General features: G+C 59.8%; 13 protein-coding genes and 3 pseudogenes. 6 read left to right on the top strand and 10 right to left on the bottom strand.

The window, feature by feature from the left end:
* Positions 1–26 precede the first annotated feature (26 nt).
* From AC5ZG5_RS32735 to AC5ZG5_RS32715, 5 genes are all read left to right on the top strand, one after another.
* On the top strand, positions 27–1760 hold the full coding sequence (locus AC5ZG5_RS32735; RefSeq protein WP_456645852.1) for a thiamine pyrophosphate-requiring protein: 1734 nt from the start codon (positions 27–29) through the stop codon (positions 1758–1760).
* A gap of 72 nt (positions 1761–1832) precedes the next feature.
* Positions 1833–2819 carry a Bug family tripartite tricarboxylate transporter substrate binding protein gene (locus AC5ZG5_RS32730; RefSeq protein ID WP_456645851.1) on the top strand — a complete coding sequence of 329 codons (987 nt, stop codon included), beginning with the start codon at positions 1833–1835 and terminating at the stop codon, positions 2817–2819.
* 24 nt (positions 2820–2843) lie between these two features.
* A complete protein-coding gene (locus tag AC5ZG5_RS32725; RefSeq protein ID WP_456645850.1) occupies positions 2844–4505 on the top strand; it encodes an FAD-dependent oxidoreductase in 1662 nt (553 codons plus the stop codon).
* A gap of 280 nt (positions 4506–4785) precedes the next feature.
* A complete protein-coding gene (locus AC5ZG5_RS32720) occupies positions 4786–5193 on the top strand; it encodes a hypothetical protein (protein WP_496135726.1) in 408 nt (135 codons plus the stop codon).
* 124 nt (positions 5194–5317) lie between these two features.
* The gene (locus AC5ZG5_RS32715) at positions 5318–5614 is read left to right on the top strand and encodes a hypothetical protein (RefSeq protein ID WP_456645848.1); all 297 of its coding nucleotides are present in this window, start codon (positions 5318–5320) and stop codon (positions 5612–5614) included.
* A 20-nt stretch (positions 5615–5634) separates the two neighbouring features.
* On the opposite strand, the gene AC5ZG5_RS32710 is transcribed toward AC5ZG5_RS32715, so the two are convergent.
* The 9 genes and pseudogenes from AC5ZG5_RS32710 to AC5ZG5_RS32670 all read right to left on the bottom strand — a co-directional run bounded on the left by AC5ZG5_RS32710 (position 5635) and on the right by AC5ZG5_RS32670 (position 13435).
* Positions 5635–5868 carry a hypothetical protein gene (locus AC5ZG5_RS32710; RefSeq protein WP_456645847.1) on the bottom strand — a complete coding sequence of 78 codons (234 nt, stop codon included), beginning with the start codon at positions 5866–5868 and terminating at the stop codon, positions 5635–5637.
* A gap of 648 nt (positions 5869–6516) precedes the next feature.
* Positions 6517–6756, bottom strand: a complete 240-nt coding sequence (locus AC5ZG5_RS32705; RefSeq protein WP_028168715.1) for a hypothetical protein — start codon at positions 6754–6756, stop codon at positions 6517–6519.
* A 196-nt stretch (positions 6757–6952) separates the two neighbouring features.
* A complete protein-coding gene (locus AC5ZG5_RS32700; protein ID WP_130231321.1) occupies positions 6953–7144 on the bottom strand; it encodes a hypothetical protein in 192 nt (63 codons plus the stop codon).
* A gap of 516 nt (positions 7145–7660) precedes the next feature.
* Complete coding sequence (locus tag AC5ZG5_RS32695) at positions 7661–7891, bottom strand: hypothetical protein (RefSeq protein ID WP_456645846.1); 231 nt, start codon at positions 7889–7891, stop codon at positions 7661–7663.
* Positions 7892–8199: 308 nt separating this feature from the next.
* Positions 8200–8289, bottom strand: a pseudogene (locus AC5ZG5_RS32690) (hypothetical protein); the annotation flags it as partial.
* An 18-nt stretch (positions 8290–8307) separates the two neighbouring features.
* A complete protein-coding gene (locus AC5ZG5_RS32685) occupies positions 8308–10095 on the bottom strand; it encodes a PHA/PHB synthase family protein (protein WP_456645845.1) in 1788 nt (595 codons plus the stop codon).
* A 621-nt stretch (positions 10096–10716) separates the two neighbouring features.
* On the bottom strand, positions 10717–11025 hold the full coding sequence (locus AC5ZG5_RS32680; protein WP_456645844.1) for a glycosyltransferase: 309 nt from the start codon (positions 11023–11025) through the stop codon (positions 10717–10719).
* A 927-nt stretch (positions 11026–11952) separates the two neighbouring features.
* A pseudogene (locus AC5ZG5_RS32675) lies at positions 11953–12267 on the bottom strand (zinc-binding dehydrogenase); the annotation flags it as partial.
* 220 nt (positions 12268–12487) lie between these two features.
* Positions 12488–13435 (bottom strand): LysR family transcriptional regulator, encoded by a 948-nt coding sequence (locus AC5ZG5_RS32670; RefSeq protein WP_456645843.1) that lies wholly within the window; start codon positions 13433–13435, stop codon positions 12488–12490.
* Positions 13436–13549: 114 nt separating this feature from the next.
* On the opposite strand from AC5ZG5_RS32670, the gene AC5ZG5_RS32665 reads away from it, so the two are divergent.
* Positions 13550–14092 (top strand): carboxymuconolactone decarboxylase family protein, encoded by a 543-nt coding sequence (locus AC5ZG5_RS32665; RefSeq protein ID WP_130229277.1) that lies wholly within the window; start codon positions 13550–13552, stop codon positions 14090–14092.
* A gap of 22 nt (positions 14093–14114) precedes the next feature.
* Here AC5ZG5_RS32665 and zapE read toward each other — a convergent pair.
* A pseudogene (zapE, locus tag AC5ZG5_RS32660) lies at positions 14115–15247 on the bottom strand (cell division protein ZapE).
* Between the last annotated feature and the right edge of the window lie 59 nt (positions 15248–15306).

The following is a 15306-nucleotide window of genomic DNA, read 5'->3' as shown; positions in this document are numbered from 1 at the left end:
GCAGGGAAACGACAGGGAACCAGAGCATGAGCTCTTACAGCGCTGCGCATTATTTCCTCGAAGGTCTCGTGGACCTCGGAGTGGACTATATCTTCGCCAATCTCGGGACCGACCACGTGTCCCTGATTGAGGAAGTCGCGCGGTGGGACAAGCAAGGCCGCAAGCGTCCGCAGATTATTCTCTGTCCACATGAGATCGTCGCTGTCCATATGGCCGGCGGTTACGCACTGGCGACGGGGAAGGGGCAGGCCGTTTTCGTGCATGTCGACGCTGGCACCGCAAATGCCTGCATGGCGATCCAGAACTTGTTTCGCTACCGTTTGCCCGTGATGCTGTTCGCCGGCCGCGCGCCCTACACGTTGCACGGTGAACTGCCGGGCTCGCGCGACACCTATGTCCATTTCGTGCAGGATCCCTTCGATATTGCGAGCATCGTTCGTCCCTATGTGAAATGGGAGTACTCGCTGCCCTCCGGCATCGTGGTCAAGGAGGCTCTGGCTCGCGGCGGCGCTTTCATGCATAGCGATCCTCCCGGACCGGTCTACATGATGCTGCCGCGCGAGACGCTGGCGGAGACATGGGACGAAGCGCGGATGCCGACCTACGACCCAGCCCGCTACGGCGGCGTTCGGTCCGGCGGCATTGATCCGGCAAGAGTCGAGGCCATCGCTGACCAGCTGATGGCCGCGGACAACCCGATCGCTCTGACGGCTTACCTCGGTCGCAAGGCAGAGGCAGTTGCCGTGCTCGATCGATTGGCGCGGACCTGCGGCATCCGGGTCGCCGAATTCAATTCAATCGATCTCAATATACCGCAGGACTCGCCCTGCTTTGCGGGCTTCGATCCTCTGCCCCTGCTGGAGCAGGCGGATCTTGGGCTCTTGCTGGACACCGACGTCCCATTCGTTCCGCAGTACGCCAAGCGCATCGACGCGATCCGGTGGATCCAGATCGACGTCGATCCCCTGAAATCGGACTTTCCGATGTGGGGCTTTCCAACCGATATGAGAATTCAGGGCGATTGCGCGACCGTGCTGCAGCAGGTGCTCGACGTGGTCGAGGCGCGCGCTGACGACAGCTATCGCCGGCGGGTCGCTGAGCGCATCGCGAGCTGGGGTGGGGCGCGTGAGGCCGCCGCGAAACGCCGCGCGGCGCCTGCCGCCAACAAAGGGACTCCGGGTGCGCTCAATCCCAGTTATCTGTTTGCGGTCCTCAATGGCAAGCTGGCGCAGGACGATATCGTTCTCAATGAGGCGATCCGCAACGGACCGCTGCTGCAGGAGCAGCTTCATCGCACGCAGCCCCGAAGCTACGTGGGGCTCGCCGGCGGCGGCCTTGGTTTCAGCGGAGGCATGGCGCTGGGATTGAAACTGGCGCAGCCGCATCGGCGCGTCGTGCAGATCATCGGCGACGGCGGTTTTCATTTTTCCTCGCCCGACTCCGTCTATGCAACCGCGCAGCAGTATGAGCTTCCGATCCTGACCGTGGTGCTGGACAACGGCGGCTGGCAAGCCGTGAAATCCGCGGTTCAGCGCGTTTATCCAACGGGCGTTGCCGCCGAGACCAACTCGTTCCAGTCCAGGTTGAGGTCCGATCGTCAGGGTGAGCAACGCCGTTTCGCCGACGTCGCACGTGCTTTCGGAGCTCATGGCGAGAGCGTGACTGAACCCGATGAGCTTGCCGGGGCGATCGATCGGTGCCTGGCGGCGGTGGACGACGGCAGGGCCGCAGTCCTGCATGTTCACGTCACGCCGCTTTAGTTCACAATGCTGGACAGTGCCGTCGTCACAATAGAAAAACAGACGCGGCGATTGCGAGGGAGAAACGTCACCGTGAAGGTTTTGAAAAGGCGATTCCTGGCCGGCATCTGTGTTGGATTGGTCGCATTGATTTCTCCTCGCACCACCATTGCGGAGCAGGCCACAAAATATCCGTCGCGACCCATCCACATCGTCGTCGGTTTCACGGCTGGCGGCGGCAACGATATTATCGCGCGTCTCTTCGGACAAAAATTGTCCGAGAGCCTTGGTCAACCAGTCATCATCGAAAACAAGCCGGGCGCCGGCGCGATTCTCGCCACCGATTATGTTGCGAAATCAGCACCCGATGGCTACACGCTCCTGATCGGTGCCAGCGGCGCCATGGTCATCAATCCGGCGGTTTACGCGAGATTGCCGTACGATCCTGTTCGCGATTTCATTCCAATTTCGGAACTCGGGTCGTTTCCGCTGATCCTGATCGTCAACGCCGCGTCGCCGCTCAAGTCCGTATCCGGGCTCGTTGCTTACGCAAAGCAAAATCCGAACAAGGCCAACTATTCCAGTTCGTCTGCGGCGTTTCAGCTGGCTACCGAGCTATTCAAGCAGAAGACCGGCGCGCCGATACAGATGATCCCGTACAAGGGCGCCAATGATTCCGTGGTCGCGGTGATCGCGGGCGAGGTGACAACGACGATTGCCGATGCCGGTTCGGTCTGGAGCCAGATCACGGGCGGCCAGGCGCGCGCGCTCGCCGTTGCGGCGCCGAAGCGCATGGAGGAACTGCCTGACGTTCCAACCATGAAGGAAGCAGGTGCAGACGTCGATGCTGTGTTGTGGAGCGGCATTCTTGCGCCCAAAGGGACGCCGCCAGATGTCGTAAGGAAACTGCAGGACGAATTCATGCGGATCGCCAAACTTCCAGACGTGGTTTCGCGATTGAAGCTACTCAACATCGACTCGGTCGGCAGTTCGTCGGACGAATTTTCCCGAATTATCGCATCGGATATCGCGCGCTGGACCGAGATAGCACGGATCGGCAACGTCAAGATCGAGCCGTGAACGGCTCAGGCGGAGAGTGGTGCGATGGCTGGGATGCTTGATGCGGACGTCGTGGTTGTCGGCGCCGGGCCGGTTGGGCTCACGCTTGCCATGGACCTAGCTTGGCGCGGCAGACGCGTGATCGTTCTGGAGACGCGCAGACGTGACGAGCCGCCCAGCGTCAAATCCAATCACGTCTCGGCGCGCTCGATGGAAATCTTCCGGCGGCTTGGCGTCGCTCTAAAGGTGCGCAACGCCGGACTGCCGCCAGACTATCCGAACGATGTCGCCTATCGAACGTCGTTCCTTGGCCGTGAACTGACCAGGATCAAGATTCCCTGCCGCGCGGAGCGATATACGTCCAAGGACGGCCCGGATACGTGGTGGCCGACGCCGGAGCCGCCGCATCGGATCAACCAGATCTATCTCGAGCCGGTCCTGTTCGATCATTTGTCGTCGATGCCCGGCGTGCGCATCCTGAGCGGAACATCGCTCGTCGATTTTCGGCAGAGTCCGGAGGGTGTCATCGCATTCGCGCGGGAGCGCGATACCGCGGAGGAAATCGCAGCATCCTGCCGGTTTCTGGTCGGCTGCGATGGCGGGCGCTCTCTGGTCCGCAACACGATCGGTGGGCGGCTGAGCGGCGATCCTGTTCTGCAACGCGTGCAGTCGAGCTTCATTCGAGCCCCAAAACTGCTCGAGATGTTGAGACAACGCGGCGGGACGCCGGCGTGGGCTTCCTTTGCACTGAACCCGCGTCAATCCGGCAACGTATACGCGATCGATGGCAAAGAGACCTGGCTCGTGCATGTTTATCTGAATGCCGACGTGACGGAATTCGATGCCGTCGATCGCGACGGTGCAATCCGAACAGTGCTCGGCGTGGACGGGGATTTTCAGTACGAGCTGATTGCCAAGGAAGACTGGATCGGGCGGCGTCTGATCACGGACAAGGTTCGTGACGGCCGCGTCTTCATATGCGGAGACGCTTGCCACCTGTGGGTCCCTTATGCTGGCTATGGCATGAATGCGGGCATTGCGGACGCGGCAAACCTGGCGTGGTTGCTTGCGGCCCATCTGGAGGGTTGGGCCGATGAGCGAATTCTGAACGCCTACGAGGCCGAGCGGCTTCCGATCACGGAGCAGGTGTCACATTTCGCCATGGACCACGCCCACGCCATGGCGAAAGCGCGGAAGTCCATTCCACCCGACATCGAAGTGGAGGGGCCGGAAGGTGACGCCGTTCGAGGCTTGATTGGACAATCGGCCTATGACCTCAATGTTCAGCAATATTGCTGCGCGGGGCTCAATTTTGGCTACTATTATCGAGGTTCCCCGATCATCGCTTATGATGAAGAGATTCCGCCGCCTTATACGATGGGTGACTTCACGCCATCGACCGCTCCCGGCGCGCGCGTCCCGCACTTTTGGCTCGCCGATGGCCGCTCCTTGTACGACGCGATGGGACCTTACTACACACTGCTTCGCAGCGATCCAGGCGTCGATGCGTACGGCTTGACGACCGCTGCTTCGGCGGTCGGCATGCCTTTGACAGTTCTCGACATTGCCGCAACGGAGTTGCCCGCCGTCTATCAGCACCCTCTCATACTGGCTCGTCCGGATCAGCATGTCGCTTGGCGTGGCGATCGGCTGCCGAACAATCCCGCAGCGCTGATGAACTTTCTTCGCGGCAGCCAAGGCGTCTAACACAGACAAACATGACCATTGACCAACGCCCGGCTCGCCTGCGGTCACCGCGGATGCTTCCTCCAAGCGCGACGGCTTGGGCTTCGGTGTCTCCCTGACCGGACCTCGCTCGTCGGGCTGGTTCTCTTGAAGCCCGTAAGCCGGAAAAAGTAGGCGCGTCGCCGCGCCATCTTGCGTTTGCTCAAGGCTGTCCTAGCCTGCGGGTCTCTCCTAACAGCTAACGGAGGAGAACACGCGCACCCTCAGAATGGCAGTGGTAGGCGGATTTGCCGGAGCCTTGATGGCCGGCAACGTCGCGACGCTCTATGCGGCTCCTTTGCCGACCAACGTAACAAGCATGAAATCAATGGTTGTCGACAATTCGATCCAGATCCGGTGGGGCGGCTGGCGCGGCGGCGGATGGGGCTACAGAGGTTTCGGAGGCTGGGGTCCTCGAGGTTGGGGTTGGGGAGCAGGCGCGCTGGCTGGTGCCCTAATCGGTGACGCGATCGCGAGCAGCGCCTATGGCTATTATGGCGGCCCGTACTACGGCAGCTACTACCCCGGCCCGTATGACGGCGGCTACTATCCAGCCTACAGCTATTATCCGGCATACGTCGACTACGGTTGGCAAGCAATCCAGGAACCTGGAGCCGCCCGTTTCTACAGACCTTATGGATACGGCGGGCGGCCCTGGGGCTATTGGTAAGCGGGCCGGCCTGCGCCGGCCCTCCAACGCGCACCGCTGAGTGCTCGCGCCGAGCGGATGGGGCTAGCCGGTTAGGCGTTATTCTTAGCGGATGTGGTGCATCTTCCGCGGTGGGAGAAGTACAATGTCCATCTCTATCCTCAAGCAACTCGGCGCGGCGGCGGTGCTGACTGCGATAAGCTGCGCGCCGGCTCCGGCCCAGCCAGTGATATCCGAGCCCGGCTATTGCGCACAGTTCTATCCAAATGCCAATTGTCAGAACAAAGGGCCCGGGAACCCCTACACCGACCCGAATTACCGGCTGTATGGCGGCCAGAGCTCGGGACCGTGGCCGAGCGGTGAAACTGTCGGCATGGCGCCGAAGCGGCCCCGCGGACGCGATCTGTCCCGACGACATCCCAGCACTAGCCCCGGGCGGTGAGTGCTAAAGCGGGTGGCGCGTCACCCGCCGGGCCTATGATCTTCGCTGCGTTCGTTGCGCATCTCCGGCTCCATCGCATTCAGGCGGCGGAGATCCTCGAGCAGACCGCGCTGGATTGGATCAAGGCTTTGCGGAATCTCGCCAGATCCTGCTTGGAAGCGCTCCTCGTCGGGCTCCAATCTGCGCCGGAAGATGAGTCCGCCGCAGACAAGCGCGAAGCCAATGACGATCAGCGCGACACCTAGAGCACGCATTTTGCGACCGCCAAAAGGCGCATTCTATCCCGCGTCGCTGCGGCACCCAATGCGCTATTTCCGCTCGGGAGGCTGCCAGAACGGCCGCGCGAGAACCCATCAGCGGGTTTCGCCACCGCGCGATAGTGTGCCACTGCAGCGAGAGGCGACCGGGGCACCAAGTCGAGGCTGATCCCCGGGGCCGCATTTGGGCCTACGGCTTCTTGACCACGGCACCGAGTCCGAGATCGAGCCTAACCATCATGTGTCGCCATGGCTTGCAGGGTTGTTTGTTGTCCCCGAGTATCGGCGAAAAGGAGCAGGTGCCGTATGGTTCGAGCGATCGAGGATCAAGCGCGACAGCGAGGGCTTTCACGGCTCTACCTGAACACCACGGATGCAGGGGGTCTATGCGAGGCACGGTTGGGCGGACCTTGATCGCACTAACTGGAAGGGCTTCGACACAACTCTGATGGCTCGCGATCTCTAAAGGCGCTGCGAAGGCCGTGGCGGAATGAGGCGCTCAAGAGGAGCAGCGGCTGGATCGACTCGGTGAAGCCGTGATCCAGTTCAGCATAATGTTCGATGATGCCGGCCTGCAAGATGCTTCAAGCTGGTCCGCAATCTGAAGCAGATGTATCCGAACACCGACGCGCTTGGGCGAACGGCTCAAGCTGTATGTTGAGGAGAACTTTCCCGACTAAACCCGTCCACCGCCAGCCTGATCTTGTGCGCGGTATGGTCAATGGTGATGCAGTTTATCCTCGTCAGCGCGCCGCTGGTCCTGAAGAACAGTTTGTGGCCGAGCTTTAGCTCGGCGTCGACGCGGTGGTGCCCCTTGATAAGCATGCCGTCGAGGTTGGTCTCGCCGATTGCATCGCCGGCTTCGTTCACGATTGTTCGGATCATTTCGCCTCTGTGATGTGCTCCGGCGCCGCCGCGATGGTTCGCAGTCTACCCAACCTTGTGCCGGCCCCGGCGTTCCAACCCAGATGTACCCGAGCAATGATACACTCGGCGAGCGCATCAAGCTTTATCATGGCCGGCGTATGCCAGGCCTCCCGGGCGAGGGGATGTTCGTTGTCTATGGCGCGCAATGCGATGATCATAGCCGGATAGCCTGCACGGCACCGGGCTCGCCTGAAATGGCGCGCTGCGGGCTACCGAAGTGGTCTATCGTGATCCATTCGCGGTCAAGTGTCGGCTCATAGAGGTCGAAGCCGTCAGGACCGGAAGCGACGACCGGCATCTCCGGATCGAGCTTCTGCAGCTCAGCTATCAGGTCTTTGACTTTCATGGGCTTGCTCGTTGCTAGTCTGCGCCGCGGTGCCGGAGCGGCCATGCTGGCTTCACAGTCCTCTGCGGCCAGGTCGCTACCGAACCGAAGCAACACATCTTCAGCGCGGCGGCCATGAGGCTTACAATGGAGCCGAGGACAGGAAACGCATCGCTAACTTTGGGCTCTGCTCTTACCGCCTCCATCCAACGCGCCCGGCGTTGCTGACGTTCCTATAGACTGGGCAGCCGCTCTCCGCCCAACGCTCGCCGCCCACGTAGATGTAGGCCTTGAGCGGTGGCCGGTCGGAATGGTTCGGGTGTGCAATGACCTCGATGGTCGGGGTAGTTCGAAAGTGACCGGCCGACTTTCTAAACGCCGTTTTAGACCCACAGGCGGCCTCGGCTGCCGACCGATTCCGCTTCACAATGCGCAGTTCCTTTGTCGAAGCGGAAAACTCGGCTCCTCATTGAAGGCAGAGGTTGTTGGCCGTGACCAAAGCAGATATCCGCGCCGGTTTGCCGGCGGATCGGCCTTTCAGCGATGCGCCGCCAGCCAAGCGATGATGCTTGGCCCGTCCTGCAAGAATTCCGAGGTGCTGCAATGCAACGCCGTCTCGCCGAGGTTTTTGATGAGCGAGACATCCTTGGTAGGCAACGCATCAAGCAACGGTTCAATCGAGGCGAGCGGTGCAACCTTGTCTGCCGTGTTGACGGTCGCGAGGGTCGGGACGTCGAGACATGACGGGCCAATCGTGCGACCCAGCACGGTGAGAGTGCCGCGACAGAACTGGTTTTCCCGATACGGCGATTCGGCAATCTGATGGACCAGCCTCCCCGGGAGGGGGCCTCGTCAATAGCCCAGCGCGCAACCCGCGCATGGACATCCAGCGCCCGCAAGTCGTCAACGCTCATTGCCGCATCCATCGACCGGGACCATACGAACGTATGAGGGGCGACGAAAGCGCTTGCATGCGACAGCAGCGAGCCCGGGATGATGTCCGCTTCACTCAGATCAGGCGGAATCATCGAGACGAGCGCATCGCGAAATCGGTTCGTCGCTGGTTGAAAGCAAACGGGCGCGCCGAGAAGCAATAGACCGCGGACAGCTCGCGGTTCGCGTGCGCTAAAGGCCGCCGCCAACGTCCCGCCAAACGAGTGGCCGATCAGGAAGAGCTTTGTCGCTTACGCGGCCATCGATCTTACGCGGACGTACGAGCCCGGCGCGTTTTCGATAACCGGTAACTTGCCGCCGCCCGGTTCGCGGGCAGGAACGCGGCCTGCATCAAATTGCGTGACCCATTCGTCCCAAAGCGGCCACCACGAGCCTTGATGAGGCGTAGCGCCGGCGAACCATTCCTCCGGACTGGGCGGCAAATTGTCGTTCGCCCAGTGGCCGTACTTGCTGCCTGGCGCGCTGATCACGCCAGCCATATGGCCCGCAGCGGATAGAACGAATTTGACCGGCCCGGAATACAAGCGTGTCGCCGCATAGGTCGATTCCCACGGCGCAATGTGGTCTTCGCGCGTGGCCAGAATGAAGGCCGGAGTCCTGATTTTCGACAGATCGATCGGCATATCCGCCAACGTGATACCGCCGGGTTTTGCCAAGAGATTTTGCTGATACATCTTGCGTAAATAGAATGAATGCATCGCCGCTGGCATGCGCGTCGAATCCGAATTCCAAAACAAAAGATCAAAGGGTATCTGTTCCTTGCCGAGCAGATAATTGTTGACGACGAAAGACCAGATCAGGTCGTTCGCGCGCAACATATTGAACGCCGTCGCCATATCTTGCGCTTCCAGATAGCCGCGCTCGCGCATCCGCCTTTCGAGAGATGCCAATTGCTCTTCGTCGATGAAGACGGCCATGTCTCCGACTTCGGTAAAGTCGACGAGCGTCACGAAATAGGTGGCGCTTGCAATCCGGTCGTCGCCCTTCGCGGCCAGAAAAGCCGCCGTCGAGGCAAGCAGGGTTCCGCCGAGGCAATAGCCAATCGTGTTGACGCTACGCTCACCGGTCGCGGACTCGATCGCGTCCAGTGCGGCCAACGGTCCCTCGAGCATGTAATTTTCAAAGCTCTTTTCAGCGAGCTTCTCATCGGGATTCACCCAGGAGATGACGAACACCGTATGCCCCTGATCGACGGCCCATTTGATGAAGGAGTTCTTCGGCTGAAGATCGAGAACATAGAACTTATTGATCCACGGCGGCACGATGAGGAGTGGCCGCCTCCGGACTTCTCTGGTCGACGTCGCATATTGGATCAATTGCATAAGCTCGTTCTGGTAGATGATTTTTCCTGGCGCCGTTGCGATGTTTTCGCCGAGGCGGAAAGCCTTCATGTCGGTCATTGTAATCGCAAGCCGACCATCGCCGCGTTCCAGATCGACGAGAAGGTTCTCCAAACCACGTAGCAGGTTTTGTCCGCCAGACTCCAGCGTCGCGGTGAGGACCTCCGGATTGGTCGCGACGAAATTGGAAGGCGACAAAGCATCAACGAATTGGCGCGTGTAGAAATCGACCTTACGAGCGCTGGCCTCGTCCATGCCTTTAGTTTCGCGGATTGCGGAAAGAAGCGACTTCGCCGCAACGAGATAGCTGTCCTTCACAAAGTCGAAGATAGCGTTCTCGCTCCAGTCCGGATGCTTGAAGCGTTTGTCTTTCGGGGGACCGGCCTCCCGTGCACGCAGCATGAGCATGCGTTCCGCGGTTTTCTGCCAGATACCTAGCGTGTCGTAGAATAGGTTGATCTGGGCGCGGGCGACTACCACCGGGTCGGTCATCATCTTTGTCACGAGCTCGAAAAAGTCGAACCCGAGCGTTGACGTGTCGCCCATGCCGAACTTGACCGCGTCCGGCTGATGCGACACAAAGCGCTGCATCAGGAGCTGGCTTTGTTTCGCGATGTTCTGCAGTTGCGCCGCAAGGGCAATCGGATCCCAGGTGGGCTGCATCTGTTTGTCGGCCATAGCTCCCTCCTGTCATTGTCAGGCTTTACCAGAGCCGTTCGATTAGGCTCCAAAAGACTAACATTCGATTGGGTGCGGTTGGAGAGCGATGAATCACCGTTTCGCCATCAGGCGAACCTTGGGCAATTGGCCAAACGCAAACGCTACCGTTGTCGAGACGATGACCGGCAAGCGCCGCTCAAACGTGCTGCGATGCAGCTAAGCGTTGTGCATTGCGGGAGTTCCTTCTTGCGACGTCATCCCAAATATTTTCTCCAATGTAGGTAAGGGGGAGCGGAGCTTCCGTCTCTGCAATGCTCCAAGGTAGGGGCTCGACGCGCAATTTGTCGCCCGTCGGCTTGCTCGCCGCTGCAACTCTCCAGATCTCAGAATCCGCATTGATACGTCTGAGGGGACTAGGGCGCTCGCTTACTCTAACGCGATTGGCTTAAGGTGCGTTGGCCATTATCAGAGTGTGGCGAGGAAGCCCTCGACATCAGTAAAATAACTGTCCCACGTGGGCCTCTAAACTCGCGCGCATTGCGGACGCATTTTTCGCGCAGTTCAGAACCCTCTTTTACCATCGACGCTTCCACCCATCCCTTGCCATCAAGCGGTGATCTCAAAAGGGCCCTTCCCTGGCTAATCTCCCGAAACACCGGGGATACCGGAGCAAATCACTGGCGTACTGAGCGACAGAGCCTCCACTACAGGAATGCCGCAACCCTCGGCAAAACTGGGCATCAGAACGGCGACCGCGTTCTGCATCAGTGTCCGAAGATGTGCCGAGGGAAGATTTGGTACTTGGACCACGTGTCCCTGCAGATCCGGTGCAAGAACAAGCTCGCGAAACATCTGTTCGCTCTCCCAGCCGCGCTTCCCCACAAGCATGAGTTTTAGAGGTGTGTCATTCGGCCTGCAATATTGACCCAGTACCTGCAGACCGATCACGTCGTTCTCAGACCAGGACCGGCAGATGAGCAGGAGGTCGTCCGGGAGATCTTCCGGCGCTTCGTAATCGAAAAATGGCCGGAAGGAGGCATGTTGCTAATCACGCGTCCTGACCGAGGCTCGGCGTGGCCAGCTACGTTTGTCACTCGGGCCGCATTCATCGGCTGTGTGGGTCTTCAAGACGAGGAGGCACGTCACCGTTTGATAGAGGCATTTTCGAAAAATTGGGATCGCGTGCGTTCGCTCCGGCTCGACGGATCACCCGATGACAGCTCTTGGTTTGCGGGTGACGGCTGGTGGCTTTCAACGGCAGATGCCTGATGACAGCAATGCCGAGCAACGTTCCAGCCACGGCCCCGCACTGATCTACGTCCCTTGGGCCCAATGCGAAGTCCAGCGCGGCTTTCAAACTGTCAGCTTCCGGAGGTAAAGCGGAAACGGTAGGCCGACCGCCGGAACGGCGCTTTTGACCTTGAGCGGGAGTGCAGTAGCTTTTCCGTAAGGCCGCTTCAGTGGGATGCTGACGTTCGAACGCGGCCTAGAATGAGCAGCGCCAGAAGCGCAAACGGCCCAAAGATTAAGGTCGTCGAAAGTCAAGCCTTTGTTGATCGGCCACGGTCACGCGCCATGTCATAGGCAGCAGGCATGCAGGCTATCGCGAAGAGTTGGAAAATCAGCCACGTCGGCATGAGCAACTCCTGATTGCTATCCGACCATAGTATTGTTTGGGCTTTTGTCAGCTCTAATGTCACTTATTGGCCCGCAGGCGAAGTCGCAGCATGTCCGCTGTCACGTCGGCTAGCGAGTGACTAGCGGACCTGTTGTGCTCAATTTGAGTTTTGCCGCTCGTGACCCGTTTCGGACATTTTCCTCAAAGTCCGGCCGACCTGGGCAGCGCCGGCCGGCTGCGTGCATCAATGGGCTTCGCTAGGGACGAACGCGGATGATCGTATTCCCCTTACGTCGCTTGGTCGGATTCAAGGCGGCGACGGCATCGTCGAGGGTCGAGTCGTTGCCGATGTTCGTCCGCAGTCGTCCGTCCCGCACCCGCTGGACGATCTCTCTCGGTTGGGCACGATCGGACTCGACGACGAAGTCGACCGCCAGACCGCCGGAGGGCCGCGCCTCGGCCGGCCCGACGACGGTCACCAGTGTTCCTCCGGCTCGTATCAGTCCTGCGGACCGCTTCTGGATGTCACCGTCGATGACATCGAACACCAGATCGACTTGTCCCGCGGCCTGGTCCGTTACAACGATCGCCTTCATGGGAGTTGTCTCCTTGGTCGTTTGTCTCTTCGGTGGAAATGTTGCGCGGAGCGTGGACGCGCCGGCTAGCCACACCGATCTCATGTGAAACCAAAGGACTGGGCGCCATAGACACGGGCAGGGGCGTCTGATTTTCCAATCCTGCAAATGCGTTGATCTTACGTGTGGACCGCGGCAGTCATTCGCGAGCGGGGGGTTATTTCGTCTTGTTCACCCTGGTCTTTGGCGAGGAGAGTTTGGCCAAGTCAGCCGTCAGCGACTTCCGCAACCGAGGCGTAGCGAATTCCGTAAACCGCCGGAGCTTGAGGGGCAAGAGCGTCTGTCCCGCGTGCACCAGATGCACCGGGATTGGGTCAGGCTCGTAGTCCTGCAGAATGAGCCTGAGCTTGCCGTCGGCAACCGCGCGCGCGACCTGGTAGGAGAACACGTTCGTGACGCCGACGCCGGCGATCGCCGCGTCGATCGCGGACTCGGCCGTGTTGATCTTCAGCCGGCAGTACGGACGCACGCTCCTGGTCGCCTTGCCGCTCGGGCTGAAGATCCACGGCATCCCTGACGCCAGGGCCGAAAACGTCACACACATATGGTCGGCCAGGTCCTCAGGCGTTTTCGGGACACCGTGGGCGGCGAAATAGTCGGGGCTGCCGCACACCACGCGCCTGATCTCTCCCACCTTCGTGGCGATGAGCGTGCTGTCGGGAAGCTCACCAACACGAACAGCCAAGTCGATGTGCTCGTCGACCATGTTGATTGTGTGGTCGGAGAGCGTTAGCTGGACGCTGATCTGTGCAAAGTGAGCGAGGAAATCGTTCACGACGGGTACGACGTGGAGGCGTCCGAACACAATCGGCGCGGTCATCGTGAGCGTACCGCGCGGAACAGTGTATTCACCGGTGGCCTGAGATTCCGCCTCATCAACCTGTTCCAGGATGCGTTTGCAGGCAGCGACGTAGGTGAGGCCCGCCTCGGTCAATGCGAGTTTCCGCGTCGAGCGGACCAGCAGCTGGGTCTTGAGGTGAGCCTCCAGCTCCGCGACCTTCCGACTGACGGTTGGCAGGGGAACGCCCAGCCGCCGTCCGGCCGCGGAGAAACTGCCGGCCTCGACTGAGGCGACCAAAATCGACATTGCTTCAAGTCGGTCCATCTTCTCTCACATTCCGAGAGGTCATTTCTCAGGATTACCGGATTATGCGGGCATTCGATAAGGGATATCGGAGTGCGTTAAGGCCTCTACCGGCCGGAGTTCACGGAGAAGAAAATGTCCCGCATCGCTATCCCGGAGCTGGGTGAGTCACCCGCCGAATCGCAGGCAATTCTGGACAACGTCAACAAGACGCTTGGCTTCGTGCCGAATCACTATCGCCTCATGTCCATCAGTCCGAACGCCCTTGGCGGTTGGGCGGGCCTGATGGGGCCGGCGTCGAGGACCCTCGACCTGAAGACGCGGGAAGGGATCGCGCTCGCGGTCTCGGAGGCTAACGGCTGCAACTACTGCCTTGCCGCGCACAGCTACGTCTCGACGAATCTGGCGAAGATTCCCCCGGAGGAGATCGCGCTGAATCGGCAAGGCGATTCAAGCGACCCGAAGCGGCGGGCTGCGGTGGCGTTCGCAAAGGCCCTCATCGAGACGCGCGGTAAGGTTTCTGACGCGCAGTTTGCGGCAGTAAAAGACGCCGCGTGGACCGACGCCAACATTGTCGAGATGATAGCGTTGACAGCCCAGTTCCTGTTGACCAACTTCATGAACAACGCGGCGCAAACCCCGATCGACTTTCCAGCGGTTAGCCCTGCCAAGGCATAGCGTAAATTCTCAAGCACAATCTTCAATGGAGGGATCGCACTTCTCTCAGCCGGCAGAGATAGTCGCATGAGCGCATCTCGATGAGGCGCGACACGGCCCGCCTTGACTCGAGCAATTCGGGGAAAGTGTCAGAGTGATTGGGTGGCGGACCCATTGCCCCACCGAAAGCCGCAACCATGCCAAGATAAATGCTGTGTGGGTCGCCATCTGCGGAAACGATGAGCTTCACATGCTGTTCGTGGAGAACATCGATAAGTGAGCAGAGGCGCTTAACGTGATTCCGATGACCGAATCTCGCGGGCAGACCCTCAATAATGAGGGTATGAAACCTCTGTGCTATGGTGATGTAATCTACGCTGCCATGGGGGTGAGGCACAAATCGCGGAAACTGAAGCGAGCGACGCCACGCGCCTGAAGCGGTACGCGGATCGTTCGACCTACTACGGGCAATGTTAACGGCTCGGGTGGAACATTATCGGTGAGACGAGTGAAGACAAGATCAAGTTTAACCTTAGCATTCGCATCCGGGGGCGTATACCAGCCCCCTTCTGCCTCCCGTTTTTCTAAACGAAAGTCGGTGCGGGCATCGAGGTTCACGACATCAACATGCAATTTCAAACGTGCCACGAAAGGCAAGAACAATTCACGATAGATACCGCCTTCATAAAGGTGATCCGGATCGACATTGGAGGTCGCAACCAGCACCACGCCTTGAGAAAGCAATTCGGTTAAGGCGCGTCCGAGCATCATGGCGTCTGCGATGTCCGTAACGGCAAGTTCATCGAAGCAAAGAAGTCGTGCCTCGGTCGCGAGTGTTCGAACTACATGTGAGAGTGGATCACCATCGCTCATATCGCGATCTTCCATCTTCTCGCGAGCTTTCCGAAGGCGGTCGTGCACATCCGCCATGAACTCGTGAAAATGTATCCGGCGCTTGGCTTCCAGCGGGACACTCTCGAAGAAAAGGTCCATGAGCATAGTCTTGCCTCGACCGACTCCGCCAAAAAAGTAAATTCCGCGCCCCTTTTTGCCGGAGTTGTCTCCCCGATCGAGAAGTCGGGTCAAACCGAAGCGGGTCTGCTTGATGTCCCTGAGTCGGTGTGCCAACGCATCGAGCACGGCCACCACTCCCTCTTGCGCCGGATCACGCTCAATTGTTCCACTTGCAACGAGAGCGTCATAACGCTCGGTGACGGTGGTGGGGCCCGGTGGGA

The sequence above is a fragment of the Bradyrhizobium sp. Ses1 genome (genome assembly GCF_059512365.1).
The sequence above is the reverse complement of the archived record's forward strand: the minus strand, read 5'-3'. Positions and strand labels throughout refer to the sequence as shown.

What these genes read in the sequence shown, in the direction of transcription:
- AC5ZG5_RS32735 (WP_456645852.1), top strand. Translation starts at nt 27, where the DNA reads ATGAGCTCTTACAGCGCTGCGCATTATTTCCTCGAAGGTCTCGTGGAC.
- AC5ZG5_RS32725 (WP_456645850.1), top strand. Translation starts at nt 2,844, where the DNA reads ATGGCTGGGATGCTTGATGCGGACGTCGTGGTTGTCGGCGCCGGGCCG.
- AC5ZG5_RS32720 (WP_496135726.1), top strand. Translation starts at nt 4,786, where the DNA reads ATGGCCGGCAACGTCGCGACGCTCTATGCGGCTCCTTTGCCGACCAAC.
- AC5ZG5_RS32715 (WP_456645848.1), top strand. Translation starts at nt 5,318, where the DNA reads ATGTCCATCTCTATCCTCAAGCAACTCGGCGCGGCGGCGGTGCTGACT.
- AC5ZG5_RS32710 (WP_456645847.1), bottom strand. Translation starts at nt 5,868, where the DNA reads ATGCGTGCTCTAGGTGTCGCGCTGATCGTCATTGGCTTCGCGCTTGTC.
- AC5ZG5_RS32705 (WP_028168715.1), bottom strand. Translation starts at nt 6,756, where the DNA reads ATGATCCGAACAATCGTGAACGAAGCCGGCGATGCAATCGGCGAGACC.
- AC5ZG5_RS32700 (WP_130231321.1), bottom strand. Translation starts at nt 7,144, where the DNA reads ATGAAAGTCAAAGACCTGATAGCTGAGCTGCAGAAGCTCGATCCGGAG.
- AC5ZG5_RS32685 (WP_456645845.1), bottom strand. Translation starts at nt 10,095, where the DNA reads ATGGCCGACAAACAGATGCAGCCCACCTGGGATCCGATTGCCCTTGCG.
- AC5ZG5_RS32670 (WP_456645843.1), bottom strand. Translation starts at nt 13,435, where the DNA reads ATGGACCGACTTGAAGCAATGTCGATTTTGGTCGCCTCAGTCGAGGCC.
- AC5ZG5_RS32665 (WP_130229277.1), top strand. Translation starts at nt 13,550, where the DNA reads ATGTCCCGCATCGCTATCCCGGAGCTGGGTGAGTCACCCGCCGAATCG.